The sequence below is a fragment of the Rhizobium sp. K102 genome (assembly GCF_022385315.1).
GTDB lineage: Bacteria > Pseudomonadota > Alphaproteobacteria > Rhizobiales > Rhizobiaceae > Rhizobium > Rhizobium croatiense.
Genome location: NZ_CP092436.1, coordinates 3,763,045 through 3,788,844 on the forward strand (window position 1 = coordinate 3,763,045; position 25,800 = coordinate 3,788,844).

Here is a 25,800-nt window from a genome sequence, read left to right on the forward strand (position 1 = left end):
GGCACCGCCGGCATTTCGATCAAGCGGCCGTGACGACGGCGCGCGCGGCCTTCAAGGCGTTGCCCCACCAAGTCAGCTGGTCGACCATGTTCTTGGCGGCTTCGTTGAGATGCGCGTAGTCCGCAAGCTGCTTCCCCTCCTTGAGAACGGCAAGATATTCGCTGAAGGCAATGTGAACACCGGTCTTGACGGAGGCTGCGCTCATTTCGACGAAGATCAGGCGAAGCTGCTCGACGGCCCGCGCCCCGCCAACGCCGCCATAGCCGACGAAGCCGACCGGCTTCTGGATGAACTCGCCGAGATCGATGGCATTTTTCAGAACCGCCGTCGGCGCATGATTGTACTCGGCGACGGTGAAAATGAAGCCGTCGAATTCGCGCAGCTTCTTCTTCCACCGCTCGGCGGCTTCGCTTTCCGCCGTCGTTGCGCGCTCTTCGCCGAAGAAATGCATGGGATAGTCGAGAAGATCGAGAACCTCACATTCGAGATCGGAGCGCTGGCCGACGAGCCCGGCGATCCACTTGGCCGGATGTTCGGCGAAACGGCCAATACGCGTGCTGCCGACGATGACGGCAATCTTCAACTTGTTCATGGAGAGGATTTCCTGGTTGGTCTTGGGGCGGATAATACGACCTCAAGTCTATGAGAAAGCCTCCTCGCCGGGCAAGGCGAGGAGGCCGTAAACGCTTCGAAAAATCAGCTTTCCGACAGCCCGATCACACACAATCGGGTGATTGGCCGAAGCGGCCGGCCAGTTGAACAAGCCTCTCGGCAAGGCTCAACCGGCATAGACGACAAGCAGGTCCTTGGCATCGATCTGGTCGCCGGCCTTGACGAGGATTTCGGCTATGGTTCCATCCTTTTCCGCATGAATCGCCGTTTCCATCTTCATCGCCTCGATGGATACGAGCACGTCACCGGCGCTGACGGCCTGGCCGGACGAGACGAAGACGCGGCTGATGACGCCGGGCATCGGCGCGCCGACATGGGCACCATTGCCGGGCTCCGCCTTGCGGCGCACGGCCGCCCCCGTTGCCCCATGCGCCCGGTCCGGCACCTTGATGCGGCGCGGCTGGCCGTTGAGCTCGAAGAAGACGGTGACCATGCCCTGGCTGTCGGTGGCGCTCATCGCCTGATTGACGATGACGAGCGTCTTGCCCTTTTCGATATCGGCAAACAGCTCGTCGCCATCGGCCAGCCCATAGAAATAAGCCGGCGTCGGCAGCACCGAGACCGGGCCATAGGTATCGGAGGCGAGCGCAAAGTCGGTAAAGACCTTCGGATACATCAGGTAGGAGGCGAACTCGAAATCGCTGACCTGGCGCTCCAGCTTGGTCTCGATGACCTTGCGCTCGGCATCGAGATCGGCTTCCTTCAGCAGCGAGCCGGGACGCACCGTATAGGGCTTTTCGCCCTTCAGCGCTTTCTTCTGCAGCGCTGCCGGCCATCCCGACGGCGGCTGGCCGAGATCACCCTTCAGCATCGAGACCACCGATTCCGGGAAGGAGACTTCGCGCTCGGGGCTGACGACATCGGCGACCGTCAGGTCCTGGCTGACCATCATCAGCGCCATGTCGCCGACGACCTTGGAGGAGGGCGTCACCTTGACGATATCGCCGAACATCTGGTTGGCGTCGGCATAGGCCTGCGCCACCTGGTGCCAGCGGGTTTCCAGCCCCAGCGAGCGGGCCTGCTCCTTGAGGTTGGTGAACTGGCCGCCCGGCATTTCATGCAGATAGACTTCAGAAGCCGGCCCCTTGAGGTCGCTTTCGAAAGCGGCATACTGGTTGCGCACCGCTTCCCAATAGAAGGAGATGCGGCGGATCCATTCCGGATCGAGGCCGGGATCGCGCTCGGAGCCGGAAAGCGCCTCGACGATCGAGCCGAGACAGGGCTGCGAGGTGTTGCCGGACAGCGCATCCATCGCCGCATCGACGGCATCGACACCGGCTTCGACGGCGGCAAGAACGGTCGCGGCCGCAATGCCCGAGGTGTCGTGCGTGTGGAAGTGGATCGGCAGGCCGGTCGCCTCGCGTAGCGCCTTAAACAGCACCTTCGCGGCGGCCGGCTTCAAGAGACCCGCCATATCCTTGACGGCGATGATATGGGCGCCGGCCTTTTCGAGCTCGACGGCAAGATCGGTATAGTATTTCAGGTCGTATTTCGGGCGGGCGGAATTGAGGATATCGCCGGTATAGCAGATCGCCGCCTCGCAGAGCTTGTTCTCCTCGGCGATCGCATCCATCGATACCCGCATGTTCTCGACCCAGTTCAGGCAGTCGAAGACGCGGAAGAGATCGATGCCGCCCCTGGCCGCCTGTCGGACGAAATATTTGACGACATTGTCGGGATAGTTGGTGTAGCCGACGCCGTTGGCGCCGCGCAGCAGCATCTGCAGGAGCAGGTTTGGCGCCCCCTCGCGGATCAGTGCCAAACGCTCCCACGGATCTTCGGTGAGGAAGCGCATCGAGACATCGAAGGTCGCCCCGCCCCAGCATTCGAGCGACAAGAGGTTCGGCAGCGCATGCGCATAGGTGCCGGCGATGCGGGCGATATCGTAGGTACGCATGCGGGTGGCGAGCAGCGACTGGTGGCCGTCGCGCATCGTCGTATCGGTCAGAAGCACGCGCTTCTCGTTGCGCATCCACTCGCCGAACTTCTTCGGGCCGAGCGTGTCGAGCAGCTGCTTGGTGCCGTCCTTGACGCCATCGCCGTTGGCATAGGGCACCACGGGCTTGGCGGCGTTTTCCAGCGGCTTCGGCCGGTCCTTAGCCTCGGGATGGCCGTTGACGGTGACGTCGGCGAGATAGGTCAAGAGCTTCGTCGCGCGATCCTGGCGCTTGACCTGCTGGAAGAGCTCCGGCGTCGTGTCGATGAAGCGGGTGGTATAGCTGTTGTCGCGGAATTTCGGGTGGCCGATGATCGCTTCGAGGAAGGTCAGGTTGGTGGCGACGCCGCGGATGCGGAATTCGCGCAGCGCCCGGTCCATGCGGCTGATCGCTTCGGAAGGGTTCGGCGCCCAGGCCGTCACCTTGACGAGCAGCGGATCGTAATAGCGGGTGATGATGGCGCCGGAATAGGAGGTGCCGCCGTCGAGACGGATGCCGAATCCGGAAGCGGAGCGATAGGCGGTGATGCGGCCGTAATCCGGAATGAAGTTGTGCTCCGGATCTTCGGTGGTGATGCGGCACTGCAGCGCATGGCCGTTGAGGCGGATGTCGGCCTGGGCGGGAACGCCCGATTCCGGGGTGCCGATCGCAGCCCCGTCAAGGATATGGATCTGCGCCTTGACGATATCGATGCCGGTGACGACTTCGGTCACCGTATGCTCGACCTGGATGCGCGGGTTGACCTCGATGAAGTAGAATTTGCCGGTATCGGCATCCATCAGATATTCGACGGTACCGGCGCCGATATAATTGGTCGCCGCTGCGATCTTCAGCGAATAGGCGGCGAGCTCCTGGCGCTGCGCCTCCGAGAGATAGGGTGCCGGCGCGCGCTCGACGACCTTCTGGTTGCGGCGCTGGATCGAGCAGTCGCGCTCGAAGAGATGCACGACATTGCCGTGCGTGTCGCCGAGGACCTGGCTTTCGACATGGCGGGCGCGCTCGACCAGCTTTTCCAGATAGACCTCGTCCTTGCCGAAGGCCGCCATCGCCTCGCGCTTGGCCTCCGTCACCTCGCGGGCGAGATCCTTCGGATCGCGGATCGCGCGCATGCCGCGCCCGCCGCCGCCCCAGGAAGCCTTCAGCATGACGGGATAACCGATCTCTTCGGCCATCTTAGCCACTTCGGCCATATCGTCCGGCAGCGGCTCAGTCGCCGGCACGACGGGCACGCCGACCGAGATCGCCAGATTGCGCGCCGCCACCTTGTTGCCGAGCTGGCGCATGGTATCGCCCTTCGGGCCGATGAAGATGATGCCGGCCTTGTTGCAGGCATCGACGAACTCCGGGCTTTCCGACAGGAGGCCGTAGCCGGGGTGAATGGCGTCGGCGCCCGAAAGCTTGGCGACCCGGATCACCTCGTCGATCGACAGATAGCTTTCGATCGGCCCGAGATCGCGGGCAAGATGCGGGCCGCGCCCGACCTGATAGCTCTCATCCGCCTTGAAGCGATGCAGCGCCAGCTTGTCCTCTTCCGCCCAGATCGCCACCGTTTTTATTCCAAGCTCGTTGGCCGCGCGGAACACGCGGATGGCTATTTCAGAGCGATTGGCAACGAGTATCTTGGAAATGGGCAAAACGGTCTCCTCCGTCGTTCAGACGCGGGCATGCTGCACCCGCGAAGAAAATTCTTAACTTCTTGTCACAGGAAGTTCAATTTCTCTTGCGACTGCGAAACGCAATTTCTCGCCATGCAAAGACATGTCGACTGACAGTATGCAGCGATCTTGGCGAAATGGATAAGGAAAAGCTCAGCTTATCAGGCCATGACGGAAAGCAAGCGCCACCGCCTGTTGCCTGTTCTTCGCCTTCAGCTTGTTCTGCAGGCCGTTCATATACCAATCGACGGTGTGGTTCGAGATCTTCAGCATCTTGCTGATCTCCATCGACGTCATGCCTTCGGCGAGATAGTGCAGGATTTCCATCTCGCGCCGCGTCAGCGGCGTCTCAGACGGCAACAGCGTCTCCAGCGCCTCGGCTTCGCCTGTCAGCTCGAGCAAGCGCCAGAACGTCTTGCGCGCCACGGCCTCGAGCAAGGCGATCTCCACCGGCGACAATTCGACCGGTCTGCCGCCGAGACTGAGGCTGCCCAGAATGCCGTTGCGCCCGTGGATCGGAAAGAGATAGCCGTCCTCCAATCCGTGGCCGAAGGCATCGACCATCATCTGCTCCATGCGGCGCCGATGTGCATCGCCGTTGAACGCCGCCATACTCTCCCGCCAGCGGAACGGCCGTTGTGCATGGGTGAGATAGCGCACCATCGGATCGATCCGGACATATTTTTTCGCGGCATATATCTGCAGCCATTGTTCCGGCCAGCGGCCGGCGAGCGGCGCGGCCCGCAGTTCCTGCTGCGCCGGACTTTGCTGCAAATGGCGCAGCAGACCGTAATACTCGAAGCCGGAAAGGTGGAGGACCTGCTCGAGTTCGGCGACGACGGCGTCCGGATCGGAGCATTCTTCCAAAATGACAAGCAATTGAATTAACGAACTAATATTCACAAAAACGCCCTTTGTCCGGACCCCAAGTCCGCATCGAGGCCGTTGGCGGCATTCTCACCTTGGTCGCGGAACGGTCTTCTTCAAAATATGCAGTCTCTATTTAATGCTGTGCTAAACATTTATTAAAATGCAAGCGCAAATTGTTGCGGCATATAAGGTGCCCGCAATTCCCGCGCCAGACCCCGATAACGAAAAATGTGAGTTTTTGTCACCCGATCCACTGCTCTATGTTGTTGATGCCGCTTCGGATTAGCCGCAAGCCGCGAAAGTCGGCCCAGGTTGATTAACCCTCGGATGAACTCTGAATACTCCGTTAATCGCCGGTTCAGGTAGCCTTTCGTAGCATTGCTCCATTCCCGTTTTTCGCAGATGCACAAGAGGTTAGACGTGTCGCTATTCAAGGTCTATGCAAGAGCTCTGCGCTATCTTGGCGCCTACAAGCTCCGCGTATCCCTGGTCGTTATCGCCAATATTGTTCTGGCGACCATCACCATTGCGGAACCAATCCTGTTCGGTCGCATCATCGATGCGATCTCGGGCAAGGGTGAAGTCAAGCCCATCCTGTTCATGTGGGCGGGCTTCGCCGTGTTCAACACCATCGCCTTCGTCCTGGTGTCGCGCGAAGCCGACCGGCTTGCCCATGGGCGGCGGGCCACGTTGCTGACAGAGGCTTTCGGCCGGATCATATCCATGCCGCTCGCCTGGCACCACCAGCGCGGCACCTCCAACGCGCTGCATACGCTGCTGCGCGCCTGCGAGACGCTGTTCGGCCTCTGGCTGGAATTCATGCGCAACCATCTGTCGACGGTCATCGCGCTTGCCCTGCTGGTGCCGACCGCAATATCGATGGATCTGCGCCTGTCGGCCGTCCTCATCGTGCTCGGCATTGCCTACTGGCTGATCGGTCGTGTGGTCATGAGCCGCACCAAGGATGGCCAGGCTTCGGTCGAGAACCACTACCATACCGTCTTCTCGCATGTCAGCGACTCGATCAGCAACGTGTCCGTTCTGCATAGCTACAACCGCATCGAGGCCGAAACCAAGGCGTTGAAATCCTTCGCCGACCGGCTGCTCGAAGCCCAGTATCCGGTGCTCGACTGGTGGGCGATCGCCAGTGCGCTGAACCGCATGGCCTCGACCATCGCGATGATGGTTGTTCTGATCATCGGCACGATGCTCGTCCAGTCCGGCCAGCTGCGCGTCGGTGACGTCATTGCCTTCATCGGCTTTGCCAACCTGCTGATTGCCCGCCTCGACCTGATGCGCCAATTCGCCACGCAGATCTTCGAGGCCCGTTCCAAGCTGCAGGACTTCTACACGCTCGAAGATTCGGTGCGTGAACGCGAAGAGCCGGCCGGCAACGGCGAGATCAAGAGCGTCAAGGGTGCGGTCGAATTCCGCGACGTCTCCTTCGGCTTCGGCAACAGCTCGCAGGGTCTGCACAATGTCTCCTTCTCGGTGAAGGCCGGCCAGACGGTTGCCATCGTCGGCCCGACCGGCGCCGGCAAGACGACGCTGGTCAACCTGCTGCAGCGCGTTTACGACCCGCAGGGTGGGCAGATTCTGGTCGACGGCACCGATATCACCAAGGTGACCCGCAAGTCGCTGCGTCGCCATATCGCCACTGTCTTCCAGGATGCCGGCCTGCTGAACCGCTCGATCAGCGACAATATCCGCCTCGGCCGCGAGGGTGCCAGCGAAGAGGAAATGCGCCGTGCGGCCGAGGCCGCCGCCGCCGCCGACTTCATCGAAACCCGCAAGGACCGTTACGATACGCATGTCGGCGAACGCGGCAACAAGCTCTCCGGCGGCGAGCGCCAGCGCATCGCGATCGCCCGCGCCATCCTCAAGGATGCGCCGATCCTGGTGCTCGACGAGGCGACCTCGGCGCTCGATGTCGAGACCGAAGCCCGCGTCAAGGCCGCGATCGACAACCTGCGTGAGAACCGCACTACCTTCATCATCGCCCACCGTCTGTCGACGGTCCGCGAAGCCGATATGGTCCTCTTCCTGGACAACGGCCGCGTCGCCGAGCAGGGCAGCTTCGACGAGCTCAGCCACAGCAACGGCCGCTTCGCCGCCCTGCTGCGCGCCAGCGGCATCCTGACGGACGACGAAGTCCGCAAGGCCCACGCCACCGAAGCCGCCTGATCGGTCGGGTTTCAAAACAAAGGCCGGAAGGGTAGCTCCTTCCGGCCTTTTTGCTTTGGCGGGGTAAGGCCAGTCCAATTCCTCCGGGTGCCATGAGCCCCTCTGCCCTGCCGGGCATCTCCCCACAAGTGGAGAGATCGGCAAAAGGTTGACCCCGTAGTCCCTTTCCGTCGCCGTGTGGAACATAGGTTCGTTGTTGTTTGGGGAAGTCGGTGCGCCCAACCAATCTCCCCACCTGTAGGGGAGATGCCCGGCAGGGCAGAGGGGGTGCCATACACCGCCATTCCAAGCCGAACCCCGATTGACCACCCTGCCGATCTTCCTACCTTCCGCCTTGTCCAAGCATCGGAAGGAAAGCCCATGAAGGTCCTGCGCATCGTCGCCAATATTGCGGCACGCGACATCACGCCGGCGCGGCGGTTCTATCAGGATATCCTGGGTCTCGACGTCATCATGGATCACGGCTGGATCACCACCTTCGGCGCGGCAAGGCCTATGAACGTTCAGGTGAGCGTCGCCAGCCAAGGCGGCTCCGGCACGCCGGTGCCGGACCTCTCGATCGAAGTCGACGATCTGGATGCTGCTTTCGCGGCGATGTCGGCCGCCGGTTTTCCGATCGAATACGGCCCGGTGGACGAGCCCTGGGGCGTCAGGCGCTTCTATGTCCGCGATCCCCTGGGCAGGCTGGTGAACATCCTCGTTCACAAAAACTGAGCCGGCGGGCATGGCCCGCCGGCTCACTTATATCAAGGCAAGGCTGGCTGCTATTTCCGATTGGTGCGGCGATAGGTGTTTGCCGCTCCGCCGATCCGCACGGGCACCGGGACGGCGGCAACCTCGGTGACGAGCTTGCTCTTGACCTTGCCCTGTTGACGCTTGTGCTCGAGATAGTAGGCATAGGTGAATTGCGTCGCAATGCCGGCGATGACGAAGATCGGGCCGACCAGCGGATCCTTGTTGGTGATGTAGAGCACCACCTGGCCGACCATGGCGAGGATCGTGCCGGCGACAAAGATGTTGAGCGAATGGCGGCCGAGGATCGTCAGCGGGTGGTCCGCGGGACGCCGCAGGATGCGGGAGCATGCGGGGATGCTGATAATCAGATAGGTCAGCGCCAGCACATGCAGCAGCCGCGGCAGCGACAGGAAGGTCTTGTCGAAACCGGTGATAACAGGCGGCAGGCCAAGCGCTGCCAGCGAGTTGCCGAAAATCCAGAGATGACCTGTCACCCAGACGAAGGACAGCACGACGTAAGCGGTGGCGACCGTAAGCAATAGCGGATGCCGCGGGATCCGGCCGCCGCGCTTGATATGCAGGATCGAGACGATACCGATCGAAAACAGGAACTGCCAGGACAGCGGATTGAGGAACCAATAGCCCTCGATCAGCATGTTGTGCGGCGCCACCTGATAAATGCCGGCGAGCAGCCAGACCGTGCCCGAGACGGCAAGCGCCAGCAGCGGGCTTCGCTCGTTCAGGAGAAGGAGGATGGGCACCATCAGCAGCAATGCCCCGTACATGGGCAGGATATTGTTGTAGCCGATCTGGTGGCCGAGCAGGAGCAGCGCCGGGATGCCGTCCTTGAGGTTCATCAGAACCGCCAGAATATTGATTTCGACAAGCAGTCCGGGCCGGTGGAACAGCCAGGCGCCGCAGATGAACAGCGCCAGCGTCATGAAGGTCGTGATCATATGGGCGAGGTAAAGCGTGAAGGCCCGCTTTGCCGCCTTGGTCGCCATTCTGAGCCGGTTTCCCGGCTGAAAGCGGGAGCCGTAGGCAAGGCCGACGGCAATGCCCGATATCAGCACGAAGGCCTCGGCGGCATCGGAGAAGCCGAAATTCTTCGTCGTGGCATATTCGAAGAACTGCCCGGGAACATGATTGATGAAGATCATGATCAAGGCGAGGCCACGCAGCACGTCAAGCCGTGTATCGCGCCCTGGCGCAGCTACGGATAGGGAACTGCGCTCGGCGCCGATGGCCTCGGTCAGCGTGCTTGCCATGGGGTGTCTCCTGTTATCCGATTTGCAAACGCGACGACGGCCAAAAGGGTTCCCTTTTGGCCGTTCGCGAATCGCCGTGATGTCTGCGTGGAGAAACGCTTTTATCCGAGCGGATATCCCTCTTCGGGATCGGCGATTTCGCTGCCGTTGATGGACAGAGTGTAGCCGCTGGCATTGGACGCTTTTGAGACCGAAATGCGGTATTTGCCGTCGCCCCGCTCCACCTCTGCCGCAAAACCGTCCCATTCCGACGGGAGCGACGGACGCACATAAAGCCGGCCGTCCTTCAACCGGATACCGAGGATGCCCTCGACGGCAGCCCGGTAGAGCCAGCCGGCCGAGCCGGTGTACCAGGTCCAGCCGCCTCGCGCCGTATAAGGCTCATGTCCATAGACGTCGGCGGCCACGACATAGGGTTCGACCCGGTATTGCTCGGCCGAAGCCTTGTCGAGCGCATGGGTGATCGGGTTGAGGATCTGGAAGCAGCGGAAGGCATCGTCGCCCCGCTTGAGCTCCGCCAGCGCCATCACCACCCAGGTCGCGGCATGGGTATATTGGCCGCCGTTTTCGCGCACGCCCGGCGGATAAGCCTTGATATAACCGGGATCCCTGGCGGAATTGATGAAAGGCGGTGTGAACAGCCGGATGATGCGGGCTTCCTCGTCGACCAGTTGATCGAGCACGGCATCCATGGCCTTGACGGCGCGGGTCGGGTCGCCCTCGCCGGACAGAACGCTCCAGGACTGCGCGATCGAATCGATCCGGCATTCCGGGCTTTCCTTGGAACCGAGCAGTGCGCCATCGTCGAACGTGCCGCGGCGATAGTAGCCGCCGTCCCATCCCGCGGTTTCGAGCGCTTTCTTCAAGTCCTTGAGATGTGCAGACCAGCGCTTTGCGCGCGCCGTGTCGCCGCGTTCTTCGGCATAGGGAATGAAGGCGCGCAACGCGCCTGCCAGGAACCAGCCGAGCCAGACGCTGGTGCCGCGGCCGGCGATGCCGACGCGGTTCATGCCGTCGTTCCAGTCGCCGCCGAGGAACAGCGGCAGGCCGTTAGCCCCCTTGCGAGCGATAGCGAGATCGAGTGCCAGCGCCGCATGTTCGTAGACGCTCGCCTTATCCTCGGAAATCTCCGGCTTGTAGAAGGAGTCATGCTGTCCCTCGAGAAGCGCCGGACCTTCCAGGAAGGCAATTTCCTCGTCGAGCACGCTCTTGTCGCCGGTGACGCTGCAATAGTGGTGGATCGCATAGCTCAGCCAGACGACGTCGTCCGAGATCATCGTGCGGACGCCGGCACCCGTACCAGGCAGCCACCAATGCTGGACGTCGCCCTCGCGGAATTGGCGCGAGGCGGCGTTCAGGATCTGCCTGCGGGCGATCGAGGGTTCGTGCAGCAGGAAGGCCAGCGTGTCCTGCAGCTGATCGCGGAAACCGAAGGCGCCGCTTGCCTGGTAGAAGGCGGTGCGGGCCATGATCCGGCAGCCGAGGCTCTGATAGGGCAGCCAGGTGTTGACGAGATTGTTCATCCCGCGATCCGGCGTCGAGATCTGCAGCCTGCCGGTGAAATCCCGCCAGAAGCTGCGGTTTGCCTCGACGGCCTCGTCGAACGAAGCGTTGCGGATATCGGCGATGACGGCGCGCGCTTCTTCTTCCGTCGGCGTATCGCCGAGGAAGAAGGTGAAGTCGCGCTCCTCGCCGGCGTTAAGCTCGATGTCGATAGCCAGAGCCGCGGCCGGATCGCCGTCGAGTTCGGTCGCACCCGAAAGAGCAGCCGCTGACGTAACGGCCTGCGGCGCCTGGATCGTTCCCGCCTTGCCGATGAACTCGCGCCGGCTTGCGCAGACGCTCGAAGGCGTCTCGCTCGCCGCGAAGAAGGCGGTTCGGTTGGAAAAATCGATGCTGTACGGATTGGTGGCGAACAGCGCGCCCGTCTCCTCATCTTGGCTCGACAGGATGAAGGGGGCGGTGCGTCCGGGATTGCTGCCGAGCACCCATTCGACATAACCATAGAGACGCAGCCTGCGGCCAGTCGAGCCGGTATTTCGCAGGCGCAGACGCTGCAGCTTCACCGGCTTGTCGCGGGCGATCGTCTGCGTCAGCTCCAGTGCGATATCGTGCTGGACGCTCGAGAAGACCGAATAGCCGAGCCCATGGCGGGCTTCGAAACGAATGTCCGGCCGGCGCGACAGTGCTGCGAACGGCGTCATGACTGCCCCGCTGTCGAGATCGGCGAGATAGAAGGCCTCGCCCGAACGGTTGACCACCGCGTCGTTCGACCAGGAGGTCAGCTGGTAGTCGCGCGAATTGACGCTCCAGGTGAAGCCTGCACCTTCGGCCGACACGTGAAAGCCGAACCTGTCATTGGAAATGACGTTGATCCAGGGCTGGGGCGTTGCATGACCGCCGGGCAGGCGAACGACATATTCGCGGCCGTCTTGGGCAAAGCCGCCGATGCCGTTCCAGAAGTCGAGATCGCCTTCCTCCTCGATGACGACAGCCGGCACGACAGGCGGCGGCACCGGCGCGACGCGCTTGACCGGAGCCTTGTTCCGCTCGGCGCGTTCCATCTCCTGCAGCTCATCCTTCGACGGTGCAAACAGGGCGACGGCGCGGTTGATCTGGTCGATCACTTTGCCGTTCTTCGCATGCAGGGTGACGCGGGAGGCCGCGATCACCGCACGATAGGTGCTCTCCTCCATCAGGTCCTTTCGAACCGCGAAGATATGCTGGCGCAACCCGTCGGCCTGGCCCATGCGGCGCACGTTCTCGCACATGGCGTCGAGCGCGTGCTGCATGTCCTGTGCGTAGGAAGAGGCACGTTCGTTCATGATGATGAGATCGGCGGTGACGCCGCGCGAGCGCAGATATTCCTGCGCCAGCAGGGCCTCGCGGGCAATGTCGAGATCCATGTCGTCGTTGACGCGCAACGTGAAAATCGGAAAATCGCCGGAGATCGCCAAAGGCCACAGCGCCGATTGCGATTGCAGACCGGCCTCGACGGTCGCTTCATCCTTGCGCAGCTGCATGTCGGGATAGACGAGGTAGCGCCCGAGATGCTGGAAGGCTGCCGCCTGCTGCGAGGTGACGCCGACGTGGCGCATCTGCACCTGCGTGCGCGTCCAGGCCTGGACGAGCTCATGGTTGAAGGCGTCGGGATGACGGTAGCGATTGACCGCCTTGTCGACCTCGTCGCGGTTTGGCGCGGCGATCGTCCAGAAGAACACGCTGACCTTTTTGCCGGCCGGCACACGCACGGTGCGACGCAGCGACATGACGGGATCGAGCATGAAGCCGTCGCTGCCGGAAAGTGTGGCGCCCGGATCGAAGGCCGCCGCATCGGCGAGGCTGCGGCCACGGCCGATGAACTTGCGCCGGTCGGTCTCGAATTCGGTGTGACGGGTGTCGCCGGCATTGTCGACGATCAGATGCGCGATGCTGATGTTCGGCTCGTTCGGATCGCGTTTGTTGCGTTCCGCGCGAATGACGTCGCCGCGCTTGCCGATTTCGGTCTTGACGAACATGCGGGCGAATGCCGGATGCGCATTGTCGGTATCATCCGAGGTGATGACAGGTTCGAGATAGGAGGTGACTTCGATGAAACGGTCTTCCGTGCCCATGTTGAGCAGGGTGACACGGCGGGCCTCGGCATCATGCTCCGTCGCGATGATGCACTCCACCTCGCTCGTCAGATCACCAATCGTCTTGGTGAACTGCGCCTTTTCGTCGGCGAACTCGACTTTGATCTTTTCGCCCTCGACCCCCTTCGGCTCTGCTGTCGCCGACCACCATTCGTTGGTGGCGGTATCGCGCAGGAAGATGAAGGTGCCCCAGCGGTCTTCGGTCGGATCGGCCTTCCAGCGGGAAACGGAGAGACCGTTCCAGCGGGAATAACCGGCGCCCGTCGCCGTCAGCATCAGCGAGTAGTGGCCGTTCGACAGGAACACGAGTTCGCGGTCGCGCGAAGCCGGATCGCTGATCTTCCTGATCTCCGGCCGCAGCAGATCGTCCTGGATGCTGGCCGGCGTATCGGATTCATGTTTGCCGCTCATGACGGGAATGTCGCGCGGCGCCTTTTCCTGCAACAGAAGCTCCGCCGCCTCGATGACCGGGTCGGAATGGAAGAGCTCGCGCAGATGGCCGTTGAAGGCGACGTTGGCGACGGCGGCGATCGACATGCCGTGATGGTGGGCATAATAATTGTAGACCACCGCGCATTTCTTGCCTTCCGGCACCCGCGTCGGCGTGAAGTCGACCGCGTCGTGGAAGCCGAACTTGCCGAGCGCGCCGACCTTGCGCAGCCGCTGCAGGTTTTCGAGCGCGCCCGGCGGGTCGTACTGGCTGGCGAGCAGCGATGCATAGGGCGCGATGACGGCATTGTGGCCGAGGCCACGCTTGAGACCGAGCGTCGGCACGCCGAAATTCGTGTACTGATAGTTGAGGTTATGGTCGCGGGCATTGAAGGCCGCTTCCGAGATGCCCCACGGAATACCGAGCTTGCGGGCGTAGTTTATCTGCTCCACCACGACAAGATTGTTGGTCTGGTTGAGAATGCCGCCGCCGCGCTCCTGCATGACGAGCGGTGGCATCAGATATTCGAACATCGAGCCGGACCAGGAGACCAGCGCGCCGCGCGATCCGACCGGCACGACCTGGCGGCCGAGGCGATACCAGTGCTCGGTCGGCAGGTCGCCCTTGGCGATGCCGAACAGGCTGGTCAGACGGCATTCGGAAGCCAGCAGATCGTAGCAGGCCTGGTCGAGCTCGCCGCTTTCGACACGGTAGCCGATCGACAGCAGGCGCCGTTCCGGCCGGAACAGGAAACCGAAATCCATCGAGAAGGCAAGATCGCGGGCCTTGTCGCGCAGCGCCACCAGCCGCGGCCGGAGCGCATCGACCTTGGAAAGATCGAAGGTGCTGTCGGAGATATGCGCCTCGCAGACCTTGACGAGGGATGCCGCCCATTGGGTGACCTCTTCGCTCTGCTTCGACTTGACCTCGTGGTCGAGATTGGCGGCGAGCTTTTCGATGTCGCGGGCGAGAACGGCGAGGTTGATGATGCGGATCGAGGCGAATTCGTGCTCGCGTTTAACGGCGGCAAGCGCGTTCTGGAAGCCGACAATGCGCTCTTCCAGGCGCCGGCGCAGCGGGCGCACGGTCTTGCGGTCATCCGGCAGATCCGCCAGCACTTCGCCCAAAATGCCGGCCGTATCGCCGACACCGTCAAGATTGCCCTGCATATGGGCCGACGGCGCCTCGGCCCAGTTGCGGCAGGCCGAAGAAATGGCGATCAGGTGGCCGGCGAGATTGCCGCTGTCGACCGCCGAGACATAACGCGGTCCGAGCGTCTGCAGCGTATCGCTGTGATACCAGTTGTACAGATGGCCGCGGAACTTTTCCATTTTGTCGATCGTGGCAATCGTCTGCTCCAACCGCTCGAGCGTTTCCTCGAAGGAGAACCAGCCGAAATGCCGGCCGGACACGACGGAAAGCAGATAGACGCCGATATTGGTCGGCGAGGTGCGGGCCGCGACGATGACATGCGGCGTTTCCTGGATATTGTCCGGCGGCAGATAATTCTGCTCGGCCGTGGTGAAGGTCTCGAAATAGCGCCAGGTGCGCCGGGCGATCTTGCGCAACTCGCTCGACACGGAGTCGGCGACTTCGAGCCGGTCCTCGGTCTCCGCCGACTGGCTGACATACCAGGCGACGACAGGCGAGAGGATCCACAGCAGCGCGAAGGGAATGCCGACCAGGAAGGCGTTGTCGCCGGGAAGGGCTGCGAAACCAAGCGCCAGCAGCGCCAGCACAGGCGCATGCCACATCTGCTTGTAATAAGAGGCGAGGGTGCCTTGCCCGCCGGCCTGAACGCTGGCAGCGGTCCGCCACTGCAGCATCAGCTTGCGGCTGACGAACAGGCGGTAGAGCGAACGGCCGATCGCATCCGCCATCATGGCTGCCGAATCGGCAATGAAGACGATCCGCAATGCGACCTGCGCATTGGCGGCCGTGATATCCGACCAGACGGTATAGAGATGGGCGCGGGCGACGATATCGCTGGTGCGCGGGATGATGCCGTTGATGAGCGACAGGGTCGGCGCCACGAAGAGGCAGAAGATCAGCAGAATCTGCCAGACCAGCGCGCCGAGCGGACCCATGAAATACCAGCCGAGCACCGAGGCGAAGAACCAGGCGATCGGCGTCAGCGAACGGCGCAGATTGTCGAACATCTTCCAGCGGCCGAGGGCCGTGACGCCGTATTTCGGATTGAACATGTAAGGCAGGAGCTGCCAGTCGCCGCGCGCCCAGCGATGCTGGCGCGAGGTCTCCACCTCGTAGCGGATCGGGAAATCCTCGACCAGCTCGAGATCGGTGACGAGGGCGCAGCGCGCCATCGAACCTTCGAGAAGATCGTGGCTGAGTACGGAATTCTCGTCGATCCGGCCCTTCAGCGAGGCTTCGAAGGCATCGACATGGTAGAGGCCCTTGCCGGTGAAGGTGCCCTCGCCGGCGAGATCCTGATAGACGTCGGAAACGGTGAAGACATAAGGATCGAGGCCGCGGTTGATCGAAAAGACGCGCTGGAAGACCGAGGCGTCCTTGCCCGTCGTCAACGACGGCGTGACACGCGGCTGCAGCACGCCGTAGCCGCTTTCGACACGGCCGGTTTTCGGATTGATGACCGGGCGGTTGATCGGATGATAGAGCTTGCCGACGAGCTTGGTGACGGCGTCACGCATCAGGCGCGTGTCGGCGTCGAGCGTCATGACATATTGCACATTGGCCGGCACGGCATTGGCGCCCGGCAGATAGGTCGTATCGCGGTCGCCGCGCAGCAGCATGTTCAGCTCGTGCAGCTTGCCGCGTTTGCGCTCCCAGCCCATCCAGACGCCTTCCGAGGCGTTGTAGAGACGGCGGCGATGCAACAGGTAGAACCGCGTCTTGCCGTCATAGGCATAACGGGCGGAGAGATTGGCGATCTCGCGCCTTGCATAGTCGAGAACCTCGAGATCGGCGGGTGTCTCCTCGACATCGCTGTCCGGCCAGTCGCTGAGCAGCGCGAAATAGATTTCGCCGCGCGGATTGGCGAGATAGTGGACCTCGAGATTGCGCACGTGATCGTCAACGCTGTCGCGGTTCGAGATCAGGCAGGGCACGACGAGCAGCGTGCGCGCATCCTCCGGAATGCCTTCCTTGAACTCGTAGCCGACGAGACGCGCCGGCGTCACGAAGAAGGAAAGCAGCGTGTTGAAGAGACCTGTCGCTCCCTCCGATGCCGGCAGCGAGAACATGATCAGCAGCACGGCGATTTCGATCGGACCCATGCCGGCATTCGCCATGAAGTTGCCGACAACAGCCATGGCGATGACAGTCAGCAGCATGACGGGAACAGCAATTGCCAGCCAGTTGAACTGGCGCACGGCGCGCACGAAATGCTGGGTGATCGTCGGGCGGTAATTCGCCCGGGACTCGAGCTTCGGCCGCTGCGCGCCGGACAGGAAGCCGCCGACGTTCGGTTCATGTGGCTGCGGCTCCCCGGAGGCCTTGGCGGCATCCGTCATATCGAGCGCCAGCTGGGCGATTTCCATCTCGGTCAGCGGCGAACGCTTGGCGAGCTTCTCAATCTGCTTGCGGTATTTGTTGCGCGAGCCGGAATCGAGGATGCCGTAATCCGAATGTTCCCAGAGCAGCTTGTCGACATGGCTGACCTGCTCGACCCAGACCGACCATTCGGTGTCGTCGATCTCGCGCAGGCTGCGGATGATGTTGCCCATCGTCACGTTGCCGGAGGAGAGACGGCTGTGTTCGGCCGTCGTCGCCTCTTCGGTGTTGCGGCCAAGCTCTTCCAGCCGCTCGTCGAGCCAGGTGATCGCCAGGCTCGAGGTCTGCGAGCCGTCACGCAGGCGATAGAGGAACTGCGTCGAGAAGGTATTGTCCTCGGCAAGCGGTTCCAGCGTCTTCAGATAGGCGGCCGCCCTGGCCGGATCGGTCAGGCGCACCAGCTCGTCAGCGGCCTCGTTGGCGCGGCGGCGCAGCCGGCGGCTGGCTTCGACACGGCTCGAAATACGGCGAAGGTTTTCGACGAGCACGTAGCGCACCAGCGAGGGCAGCGCCCAGAGTTCACCGATCCTCAGTGTCTCGTTGGCCTGGAAGCCGTCGACCAGAGCCGTCAGACTTTCCTGCGAGATCGTGCTGTGGGTATGGGCGACGTAGAGCCAGGCAAGCACCAAAGTGCGCGGAATCTCGACTCCGCCGACAGACATGGTCGGCAATTCGCGGTAGAAGCGGCGGGGGAAGTCACGCCGCACCTCCTGAATTGCCTCTTCGACGATATAATGGTTGTCCAGCAGCCATTCCGCCGCCGGCGTGATCGTCTCGCCGGCCTCGACATCCGTCGCCGTCGTGCGATAGACGCGCAGGATTTCCTTCTGATTTTCCTTGTGGCGTGCGAAGAAATCGAAAGGGGCGAAAGCCGGCAGCTTGTCGACGCCGTTACGGGCGACTGCATCGCCCATCGCCTTGATGTCCTCGATGGAAAGATAGGTCGAGCGGATCGAATCATTGTGATCGATCTGCTTCATCTCGGGTTCGCGGGGAAGGCTCGGAGAAAGAATGGCAATAGACATGGGTTCGGTTCTGGATCCAAACAAAGTTATGGCTGGTTTTGCTCAGCCTTTTGCACTGCTTATCATGACTGCTACATGAACGGGCCCCAATTCGTCGAAGATCGATGAAGCCGGGGTGAATGACGTCTGGCAAGCGATGCAACCGGGCGCGGCCCTGGCCCAGGACGACCCGAGGGCGATCAATGCACTCTCCGCAAAACCATGTCGAAAAGTTGGACACCATCGGAATAATTCAAGTCAAGAGGCTTGCGCCGCCTGACCGATGCGCTTGCGCGGCGGGGGATGGCGAGCATGCCGGCGCCTGGTTGCGGCGAGGCAGGCGCCGAGGGAGGATTTTCCGGATCTTCGGCTGTCCTTTGAGCGGCTTGTTCGCCTGCTCACGGTGTCCGGCCGGGGCGTGCGCCGACTTGAACTCCGCCAGACCTTAAGCGCGTCGCATCAAATTTGATTCACGCAACGCGCTTTAGCTCTTTGTTTTTATGCATGTCGTGTCCCGGAACCGCTGCACATTTCCGGGCGACATGCATAACGGGAGCAAAAATGCGCCGCGGCGCCCTTTTCGAGCGCGTGATAAGGGGAGAGGGATGATCAAGGGGCTTGAAACACCGAGACAGTGTCCGGCATTCAATATAGGCGGCAAACTCGCCGCAGCCTCGGCGCCTGCCGAGGCTTGTTATCTGCCGACTATCCGACGAGGCCGAAGACCAGGGCTACCACAAACAGGAATGCCGCGGTGAAGATTGTCCCATGGAGCACCGCCTGAAGCCTGTGACGCGTGGCGTGCGGCTTCTTGGTCGGTACGGAACCATAGTGGTTCACGTGAGTATGCGAAATACCCAGTTCTGCCATATGTCGCCTCCGTTGTTTTCGTGCGGCCGGTTGTGCGGCTCGCTGTTATATTTCTTATTCTCTATCAGGTAGGTAGAGATAAATTTCCGTCCAGAGGGAGCGGAAGAGAAAATTCAACCTGCTCTTAGCAGAGCTTGCGCCATGCCCAGATCAACGAGCGCTCGACGGCGTTCTCGTTCTGCGGCGGGTTGGAGGTCTCGATCAGGCGCCGGTCCTTTTCCCCAGGCATGGCGACCGTCATCTGTTCCTTGCGTTCGGCTTTGACGGGAGGATCGAGGTAGCCCATGGTCATCCCACCGAGAAAGAACATGCCTTGACCTCCATCGATCACGAAAGCTAACAATCGTTAACAGGATCATGACAGAAGCGGGGCAGCTGTCAATAGTCTAGCTGAATGGTCGTCTTTTAGCGAAACATTATCCTTAACGCCCGCGCCGCTTGTTTCTTTTCAATGGCTTGAAATGATTGCCTTTCAGGTTTTTACGAACCCTTTGCTCGCGATCATCAAATTTTTCGTATAGTCCTGTTGGACCGCGCCCTCCGCCAGCGCTTGCGAGCTCAACCGTTCGACAACGGCGCCATTGCGCATCACGGCGAGCCTGTCGCACATATGGGTAATCACACCGAGATCGTGGCTCACCATAGTGAAGGTGAGTTTGCGGTCGCGGCGGATCTGCTCGAGCAGGTTCAGCACTTCCGCCTGCACCGAGGCGTCGAGCGCCGACGTCGGCTCGTCGAGCAGCAGGATCGACGGTTCGACGATCAGCGCCCTGGCGATTGCCACACGCTGCCGCTGGCCGCCGGAAAGCTGATGCGGGTAGCGGAAACGGAAGCCATTGCCGAGGCCGACCTCGTCGAGCGCCCGCGCGATGCGCCTGTCGTTGTCCCCGATACCGTGGATCGCAAGCGGTTCGAGCAGCAGCCGGTCGATCGTCTGGCGCGGATGCAGCGAGCCATAAGGGTCCTGGAAGACCATCTGCACGCGCCGATAGAACGCCTTGCTGCGCTTTGCGCCTTTCAAGGCTTCGCCGTCGACGTGGATCGCGCCGCCGCTGATCGGCGCAAGTCCGGCCACGGCGCGCAGCAAGGTGGATTTGCCCGAGCCGGACTCCCCGACGAGACCGAAGGATTCACCGCGTTCGACATCGATGCTGACATCCTTCAGCGCGTGAAATTCATCGTAGACGACGCTGAGATTGTCGACGTGGAGTGCTGCGCTCATGCCGCCCACTCCGGCCTGCGGTCGAGCACCGGCAGCGGATGGCGGTTCGCGCCGATCTCGGGCATGCAGTTCAGCAGTCCTTGCGTATAGGGATGCTGCGCGTGTTTGAGATCGGCGGCCGCAAGCTCCTCGACGATCTTTCCGGCATACATGACGATGACGCGATCGCAGAAAGAGGAGACCAGTCTCAAATCATGGGAGATGAAGATCAATCCCATGCCGCGCTCCGACACCAGCCTGTCCATGATTCTGAGCACATCGAGCTGCACCGTTACGTCGAGCGCCGAGGTCGGCTCGTCGGCAATCAGCAGCTCCGGTCCGGCGATCAGCATCATGGCGATCATCGCACGCTGCCCCATGCCGCCCGAAACTTCGTGCGGATGCAGGTCGAAGACGCGTTTCGGATCGCGGATCTGCACGGCCTCCAGCATGACGAGCGCCCGCTCGCGCGCCTCCGCCTTGCCCACCTTTTCATGGGTGCGCAGCGTTTCGCAGATCTGCCGGCCGATCGTCATAACAGGATCGAGCGAATATTTCGGATCCTGCAGGATCATGGCGATGCGCTTGCCGCGCAGCCTGCGCCGTTGTCCCGCCGAGGCATTGAGGAGGTCGATACCGCTGAAATCCAGCCTGTCGGCCGTGAGGATGCCGTGTTTCGGCGTCAGGCCCATGATGGCCCGGCCGGTCTGCGACTTGCCGGAGCCGGATTCGCCGACGATGCCGAGCCTTTCCTTGCCGAGTGTGAAGGAGACGCCGCGCACGGCCTCGATCATGCCGGTGCGCGTGGGGTAGCTGACCTTGAGCTTGTCGACCGTCAGAAGTGTCGTCACTGGCCGCTCTCCTTCGGATCGAGTGCATCGCGCAAGCCGTCGCCGAGCAGATTGAAGCCGAGGCTGACGATGAGGATGGCGATGCCGGGCATCGCCGCCACCCACCATTGATCGAGGATGAATCGCCGGCCCGAAGCGATCATCGCGCCCCATTCCGGCAGCGGCGGCTGCGCGCCCAAGCCGAGGAAGCCGAGGCCGGCGGCCGTCAGGATGATGCCGGCCATATCGAGCGTCACGCGCACGATCAGCGAGGAAATGCAGAGCGGCATGACATGGCGCACGATGATGCGCAGCGGCGAGGCGCCCATCAGTCTCACCGCCGAGATATAGTCGGACCGTCGGACTGTCAGCGTTTCGGCACGCGCGATGCGGGCATAGGGCGGCCAGGAGGTGATGGCGATGGCGATGATCGCGTTCTGGATGCCGGGGCCGAGCGCGGCGACGAAAGCGAGGGCCAGCACCAGCTTCGGAAAGGCGAGGAAAATATCGGTGATGCGCATTAGCGTCGCATCCACCCAGCCGCCAGCATAACCGGAGACGGTGCCGACGATCAGGCCGATCGGCGCCGAGATGACGGCAACGAGCGCGACGACCAGCAGCGTCAAACGCGATCCGTAGATCAGCCGCGAAAAGATATCGCGGCCCTGGTCGTCGGTGCCGAGGAGGAATTCACCCGTTCCCGGCGGCAGCAGCCGGGCATTGCGCAGATCGCCGACGACGGGATTGTGTGTGGCGATGATATCGGCGAAGGCGGCGATGAAAAGCAGCGCCACGATGATCAGCAGGCCGACGACGGCAAGCCGGTTTGCGGTGAACTGCCGCCAGGTGACATAGGCGCGGCCGAGACGCGCCTGCATGCGCGATTGCGGCCGGTCGGACAGCAGCCAGTCGCGGCGGCTCATGATTGGCGATGGGCTGACGGGAGCCGTCATCGGTTGCGCGTCCTCGGGTCGAGCGTCCGGTAGAGAAGATCGGACAGAAGATTGATGCCGATGAAAACCGTGCCGATGACGATCGTGCCGCCGAGCACGGCGTTCATATCGGCATTCTGCAGCGAGTTGGTGATGTAGAGCCCGATGCCCGGCCAGGAGAAGACGGTCTCGGTCAGCACCGATCCTTCGAGCAGGCCGGCATAGGAAAGCGCGATGACGGTGACGAGCGGCACGGCGGCGTTGCGCAGCGCATGCCCCCATATCACCCGCGTTTCCGAAAGCCCCTTGGCGCGGGCGGCAACGATATATTCCTGCGACAGCTCGTTCAGCATGAAGCTGCGGGTCATGCGGCTAATATAGGCGAGCGAGAAATAACCGAGCAGCGAGGCGGGCAGGACGATGTGGCGGAACACATCATAGAAGACATCCCACTGCCCCTGCCAGGCGCTGTCGAGCAGATAGAAGCCGGTGATCGGAGTGAACGTATATTCGAAGACGATATCGATGCGGCCGGGAAAGGCCACCCATCGCAGCTGCGCATAGAAGATGACGAGCGAGATCAGCGCCAGCCAGAAGATCGGCACGGAATAGCCGATCAGTCCGATGACGCGCACCACCTGGTCGGCGATGCTGCCCCGGCGCACGGCGGCGAGAACGCCGAGCGGCACACCGACGCAGGCGCCGATCAGCGTTCCAAGTGTGGCAAGTTCGATCGTCGCCGGCATGACGCGGCGGATGTCGACCATCACAGGGTTGGTCGTCAGCACCGAATTGCCGAAATCGCCGGACAGCACGCCTTTGACATAGATGTAGAACTGCTCATAGAGCGGCAGATTGAAGCCCAGTTCCCGGCGCACACGCTCGACGACATGGGTGGGCGCGCGGTCGCCGAGGATGGCGAGCACGGGATCGATCGGCACGACGCGGCCGATGAAGAAGGTGACGGCCAGAAGGCCGAGATAGGTGGTGACGGCGGCGAACAGGAACCGCCCGACCGCCTTGGCGAGGGTGCTGGCACCGCCCTTTCGGGGCCGTGCCGCCACCTGTGTTGTTTCAATGGTGCTCAAGCGACCAATCCTGCCGGATCATTCCTTGGCGATCGGACCGACGAAATTGGTATCGAAGCTCGGACCCAGCTTGAAGTCCTTCAAATTCTTGCGATAGCCGGCCACTTCGGTCTGCTGGAAGATGATGACGAAGGGGCTGTTGGCGAGGAACTTCTTCTGAATGTCCTCGTACATGGCCGCACGTTTTTCACCGTCACGTTCCAGCAGCGCCGCCTTGGCTTGCTTGTCGAGCTCCGGCGCCTCCCAGGTGTTGCGCCATGCAAGCGTCTTCACCGTGCCGGCATCGGAATTGTCGGGATTGCTGGTGAACGTATCGGCATTCGAGTTCGGGTCGAAATAGTCCGAACCCCACTGACCGATATAGATATCGTGGGTGCGGGCACGATATTTGGTCAGCGTCTGTTTGCCGTCGCCGGGAATGATCTCTAGTTTGACACCGGCCTGCGCCAGCGTCTGCTGCATCGATTCAGCAATGCCGGTCACCGGCTGCGTGTTGCGCACGTCCATCGTCACCGAGAATCCGTCCGGGACGCCGGCCTTGGCCAGCAGTTCCTTCGCCTTGGCAACGTCGAGCTTGTAGGGGTTTTCATCAAGCGCCCCGAGCTGGCCCTTCGGCAGGAAAGTCTGGTGGATTTCGCCGATGCCCTTGATCAGGGTCGCGCCGATCGCATCGTAGTCGACCAGATATTTGAAGGCTTCCTGGACTTCCGGCTTCTTCAGGTTCTCGTTCTTGTTGTTCAGGCTGACGTAATAGATCGTGCCCTTCGGCGCGTTTGTCGTCGCCAGATCGGCGTTCTTGGATACGGCGTCGATGTCGCCGGGCTCGAGGTTGCGGGCGATGTCGATATCGCCGGCTTCGAGCGCCAGCCGCTGGGCCGAGCTTTCCTTCATATAGCGATAGATGACGCGGTTGAGCTTCGGCTTGTCGCCGTAATAATTGTCGTTGCGCTCCAGCACGACGACTTCGTTGGCCCGCCATTCGCGCAGCTTGAAGGCGCCGGAGCCGGCATAGCCGGTCTTCAGCCACTCATTGCCGAAATCATTGTCGTATTTGTGCTCGGCATCCGGCGTTATCGCCTTCACATGCTCCAGCACGAGCTTCTTGTCGACGACGGAAGCGACCGTCGCCGTCAGGCAGTTGAGCACGAAGCTCGGCGCGTAGGCCTTGTCGACCGTGAAGACGAACGTATTGGCATCGGCCGCCTTGGCTTTTTCGGTGACGTTGTCGCCGGTCAGACCGAATTGGGTCAGGATGAAGGCCGGGCTCTTGTCGAGCTTGACGGCACGCTCGAACGACCAAGCAACGTCTTCGGCGGTAACAGGATTTCCGGATGCGAATTTGAGGCCGGATTTGAGCTTGAACGTATAGGTAAGACCGTCATCCGAAACGCTCCAGCTCTCGGCGAGATCGCCCTTCACCTTGGATGTGTCGGCGAGATCGAGACGGACGAGCAGGTTGTAGCTGTTGCTGGTGATTTCGGCGGTCGAAAGCTCGAAAGCCTCGCCAGGATCCATCGTAATGATGTCGTCGAAGGCAAAACCCTCGACCAGCGTGTCTTTGGGCGTTTCGGCAAAGGCGGATGCCGTCATCATCAGGAGCGAAAGAGCGGCTCCGGCGGAAAGCAGGCGGAAATTGCGGCTGAGCTTGGTGATCATCATGGTCTGTTCCCCTGTTCTTGATTGATTACGAAGCGTTTTGTCGGTCGTACCCCATTAAAACTATTGTCCGTTCGCAGCGCGTCCAGAGGCGCGCCGCGCTTTAGGCGTAGTCCTCCCGCCAGGCTTGTGCGAGAATGCGAAGCCAATTTTCACGGGCAAGTTTCGTGAGATCCGCCTCACCATAGCCAACCTCCCTGAGAGCGGCAATCAGCTTCTGATTGCCTGATGCATCGCCGATTTCCTCAGGGATCGTGGCGCCGTCGAAGTCCGATCCGAGCGCCACGCAACCGATGCCGATGCGGTTCACGAGATGGTCGATGTGGCGGATCATGTCGGCAATCGGCGTATCGCTGTCCGAGCGGCCGTCGGCGCGCAGCATGGCAGTGGCATAATTGATGCCGACGAGACCGCGGCTTTCGCGGATCGCATCGAGCTGCCTGTCCGTCAGGTTGCGCGCGACCGGCGTCAGCGCATGGGCATTGGAGTGGCTGGCGACCAGCGGCTGGTCGGTGGTCTTCGCCACGTCCCAGAAACCATTCTCGGTGATATGGGCAAGGTCGATCAGGATGCCGAGGCGATTGCATTCCCGTACCAGCGCAAAACCGGCATCGGTGAGACCCGGCCCGGTGTCCGGTGACATCGGGAAGGCGAAGGGAACACCGTGGCCGAAGACGTTGTGCCGGCTCCAGACCGGCCCGAGTGAGCGCAGGCCTGCCGCATAGAATAACTCGAGCGCCGACAGGTCGGCGCCGATCGCCTCACAGCCTTCCATATGCATGACGGCGGCGAAAACCTCCTCCGCCATGGCGCCGCGGATGTCCTTGACCGTGCGGCAGAGACGCCAGGCACCGGCCTGGTCGAGCCGCAGCGCGATCGCCGCCATTTCGGTGGCGATCGCAAGGGACGGAAGCGGATCAAGCGGGGCAGCCATCGGCGTGACGTAACGGCCGTCGGCATCCGGATCGGCGAAGACGAGATCGCCCGAGGGAATGTAGATGGCGCAGAGACCCCCGGACAAACCGCCCGCTTTCGCCCGGCGCGCATCGATATGGCCGATCGTCGTGCCGTCCAAAAATTCCGCGATAGGGTCGCTGCCGTCTTTTGAATGTGTCCAGAGTCGAAGGAGAACGTCGTTGTGACCGTCAAATACGAATTGCATCTGTCTTCCTGCGCTGCCCCGAGGCGGGCGAATGAAGTGGCCAGAATAGAAAAGCTGACGGAATTCGCCATCTCTTTTTTGAAAATCGGCCGTCGCCGCGAAAACGCAAACGGGGGCCGAAGCCCCCGTAAAATCGCGAA

General features: G+C 61.9%; 15 protein-coding genes. 2 read left to right on the plus strand and 13 right to left on the minus strand.

What is annotated here, in order from left to right; genetic code table 11:
- Positions 1 to 19: 19 nt before the first annotated feature.
- From MHI61_RS24510 to MHI61_RS24520, 3 genes are all read right to left on the minus strand, one after another.
- Positions 20 to 592 (minus strand): NAD(P)H-dependent oxidoreductase, encoded by a 573-nt coding sequence (locus tag MHI61_RS24510; protein ID WP_239790920.1) that lies wholly within the window; start codon positions 590 to 592, stop codon positions 20 to 22.
- Positions 593 to 778: 186 nt separating this feature from the next.
- A complete protein-coding gene (gene pyc / locus MHI61_RS24515; RefSeq protein WP_239790921.1) occupies positions 779 to 4,243 on the minus strand; it encodes a pyruvate carboxylase in 3,465 nt (1,154 codons plus the stop codon).
- A gap of 174 nt (positions 4,244 to 4,417) precedes the next feature.
- Complete coding sequence (locus MHI61_RS24520) at positions 4,418 to 5,167, minus strand: LuxR family transcriptional regulator (RefSeq protein WP_239790922.1); 750 nt, start codon at positions 5,165 to 5,167, stop codon at positions 4,418 to 4,420.
- Between the two features lie 387 nt (positions 5,168 to 5,554).
- Between MHI61_RS24520 and MHI61_RS24525 the strand changes: the two genes are divergently transcribed.
- Both MHI61_RS24525 and MHI61_RS24530 read left to right on the plus strand, forming a co-directional pair.
- Positions 5,555 to 7,318 carry a glucan ABC transporter ATP-binding protein/ permease gene (locus MHI61_RS24525; protein WP_064683884.1) on the plus strand — a complete coding sequence of 588 codons (1,764 nt, stop codon included), beginning with the start codon at positions 5,555 to 5,557 and terminating at the stop codon, positions 7,316 to 7,318.
- Positions 7,319 to 7,678: 360 nt separating this feature from the next.
- Complete coding sequence (locus tag MHI61_RS24530) at positions 7,679 to 8,032, plus strand: VOC family protein (RefSeq protein ID WP_239790923.1); 354 nt, start codon at positions 7,679 to 7,681, stop codon at positions 8,030 to 8,032.
- 50 nt (positions 8,033 to 8,082) lie between these two features.
- Here MHI61_RS24530 and opgC read toward each other — a convergent pair whose 3' ends face one another.
- The 10 genes from opgC to MHI61_RS24580 form a co-directional block, all read right to left on the minus strand.
- Entirely contained in the window at positions 8,083 to 9,321 is a 1,239-nt protein-coding gene (gene opgC, locus MHI61_RS24535; RefSeq protein WP_239790924.1) for an OpgC domain-containing protein, read from the minus strand.
- A gap of 101 nt (positions 9,322 to 9,422) precedes the next feature.
- Complete coding sequence (locus tag MHI61_RS24540) at positions 9,423 to 17,942, minus strand: glucoamylase family protein (RefSeq protein WP_239790925.1); 8,520 nt, start codon at positions 17,940 to 17,942, stop codon at positions 9,423 to 9,425.
- Positions 17,943 to 18,626: 684 nt separating this feature from the next.
- Positions 18,627 to 18,791 (minus strand): hypothetical protein, encoded by a 165-nt coding sequence (locus MHI61_RS24545; RefSeq protein ID WP_239790926.1) that lies wholly within the window; start codon positions 18,789 to 18,791, stop codon positions 18,627 to 18,629.
- Positions 18,792 to 18,915: 124 nt separating this feature from the next.
- Positions 18,916 to 19,101, minus strand: coding sequence for a hypothetical protein (locus MHI61_RS24550; RefSeq protein ID WP_239790927.1), 186 nt, complete (start codon positions 19,099 to 19,101; stop codon positions 18,916 to 18,918).
- A 162-nt stretch (positions 19,102 to 19,263) separates the two neighbouring features.
- Positions 19,264 to 20,013 carry an ABC transporter ATP-binding protein gene (locus tag MHI61_RS24555; protein ID WP_239790928.1) on the minus strand — a complete coding sequence of 250 codons (750 nt, stop codon included), beginning with the start codon at positions 20,011 to 20,013 and terminating at the stop codon, positions 19,264 to 19,266.
- Positions 20,010 to 20,843 carry an ABC transporter ATP-binding protein gene (locus MHI61_RS24560; protein ID WP_239790929.1) on the minus strand — a complete coding sequence of 278 codons (834 nt, stop codon included), beginning with the start codon at positions 20,841 to 20,843 and terminating at the stop codon, positions 20,010 to 20,012. The genes MHI61_RS24555 and MHI61_RS24560 overlap by 4 nt, the downstream gene beginning before the upstream one ends.
- A complete protein-coding gene (locus MHI61_RS24565; protein WP_239790930.1) occupies positions 20,840 to 21,775 on the minus strand; it encodes an ABC transporter permease in 936 nt (311 codons plus the stop codon). The genes MHI61_RS24560 and MHI61_RS24565 overlap by 4 nt, the downstream gene beginning before the upstream one ends.
- A complete protein-coding gene (locus MHI61_RS24570) occupies positions 21,772 to 22,842 on the minus strand; it encodes an ABC transporter permease (RefSeq protein ID WP_239790931.1) in 1,071 nt (356 codons plus the stop codon). Before MHI61_RS24570 ends, MHI61_RS24565 begins: the two co-directional genes overlap by 4 nt.
- Positions 22,843 to 22,860: 18 nt before the next feature.
- On the minus strand, positions 22,861 to 24,501 hold the full coding sequence (locus MHI61_RS24575) for an ABC transporter substrate-binding protein (RefSeq protein ID WP_239790932.1): 1,641 nt from the start codon (positions 24,499 to 24,501) through the stop codon (positions 22,861 to 22,863).
- Between the two features lie 100 nt (positions 24,502 to 24,601).
- Positions 24,602 to 25,660 carry a dipeptidase gene (locus MHI61_RS24580; RefSeq protein ID WP_239790933.1) on the minus strand — a complete coding sequence of 353 codons (1,059 nt, stop codon included), beginning with the start codon at positions 25,658 to 25,660 and terminating at the stop codon, positions 24,602 to 24,604.
- Positions 25,661 to 25,800: the final 140 nt, after the last annotated feature.

What these genes read in the sequence shown, in the direction of transcription:
- MHI61_RS24575 (WP_239790932.1), bottom strand. Translation starts at nt 24,501, where the DNA reads ATGATGATCACCAAGCTCAGCCGCAATTTCCGCCTGCTTTCCGCCGGA.
- MHI61_RS24530 (WP_239790923.1), top strand. Translation starts at nt 7,679, where the DNA reads ATGAAGGTCCTGCGCATCGTCGCCAATATTGCGGCACGCGACATCACG.
- MHI61_RS24540 (WP_239790925.1), bottom strand. Translation starts at nt 17,942, where the DNA reads ATGTCTATTGCCATTCTTTCTCCGAGCCTTCCCCGCGAACCCGAGATG.
- MHI61_RS24580 (WP_239790933.1), bottom strand. Translation starts at nt 25,660, where the DNA reads ATGCAATTCGTATTTGACGGTCACAACGACGTTCTCCTTCGACTCTGG.
- MHI61_RS24565 (WP_239790930.1), bottom strand. Translation starts at nt 21,775, where the DNA reads ATGACGGCTCCCGTCAGCCCATCGCCAATCATGAGCCGCCGCGACTGG.
- opgC (WP_239790924.1), bottom strand. Translation starts at nt 9,321, where the DNA reads ATGGCAAGCACGCTGACCGAGGCCATCGGCGCCGAGCGCAGTTCCCTA.
- MHI61_RS24545 (WP_239790926.1), bottom strand. Translation starts at nt 18,791, where the DNA reads ATGGCAGAACTGGGTATTTCGCATACTCACGTGAACCACTATGGTTCC.
- MHI61_RS24550 (WP_239790927.1), bottom strand. Translation starts at nt 19,101, where the DNA reads ATGTTCTTTCTCGGTGGGATGACCATGGGCTACCTCGATCCTCCCGTC.
- MHI61_RS24555 (WP_239790928.1), bottom strand. Translation starts at nt 20,013, where the DNA reads ATGAGCGCAGCACTCCACGTCGACAATCTCAGCGTCGTCTACGATGAA.
- MHI61_RS24510 (WP_239790920.1), bottom strand. Translation starts at nt 592, where the DNA reads ATGAACAAGTTGAAGATTGCCGTCATCGTCGGCAGCACGCGTATTGGC.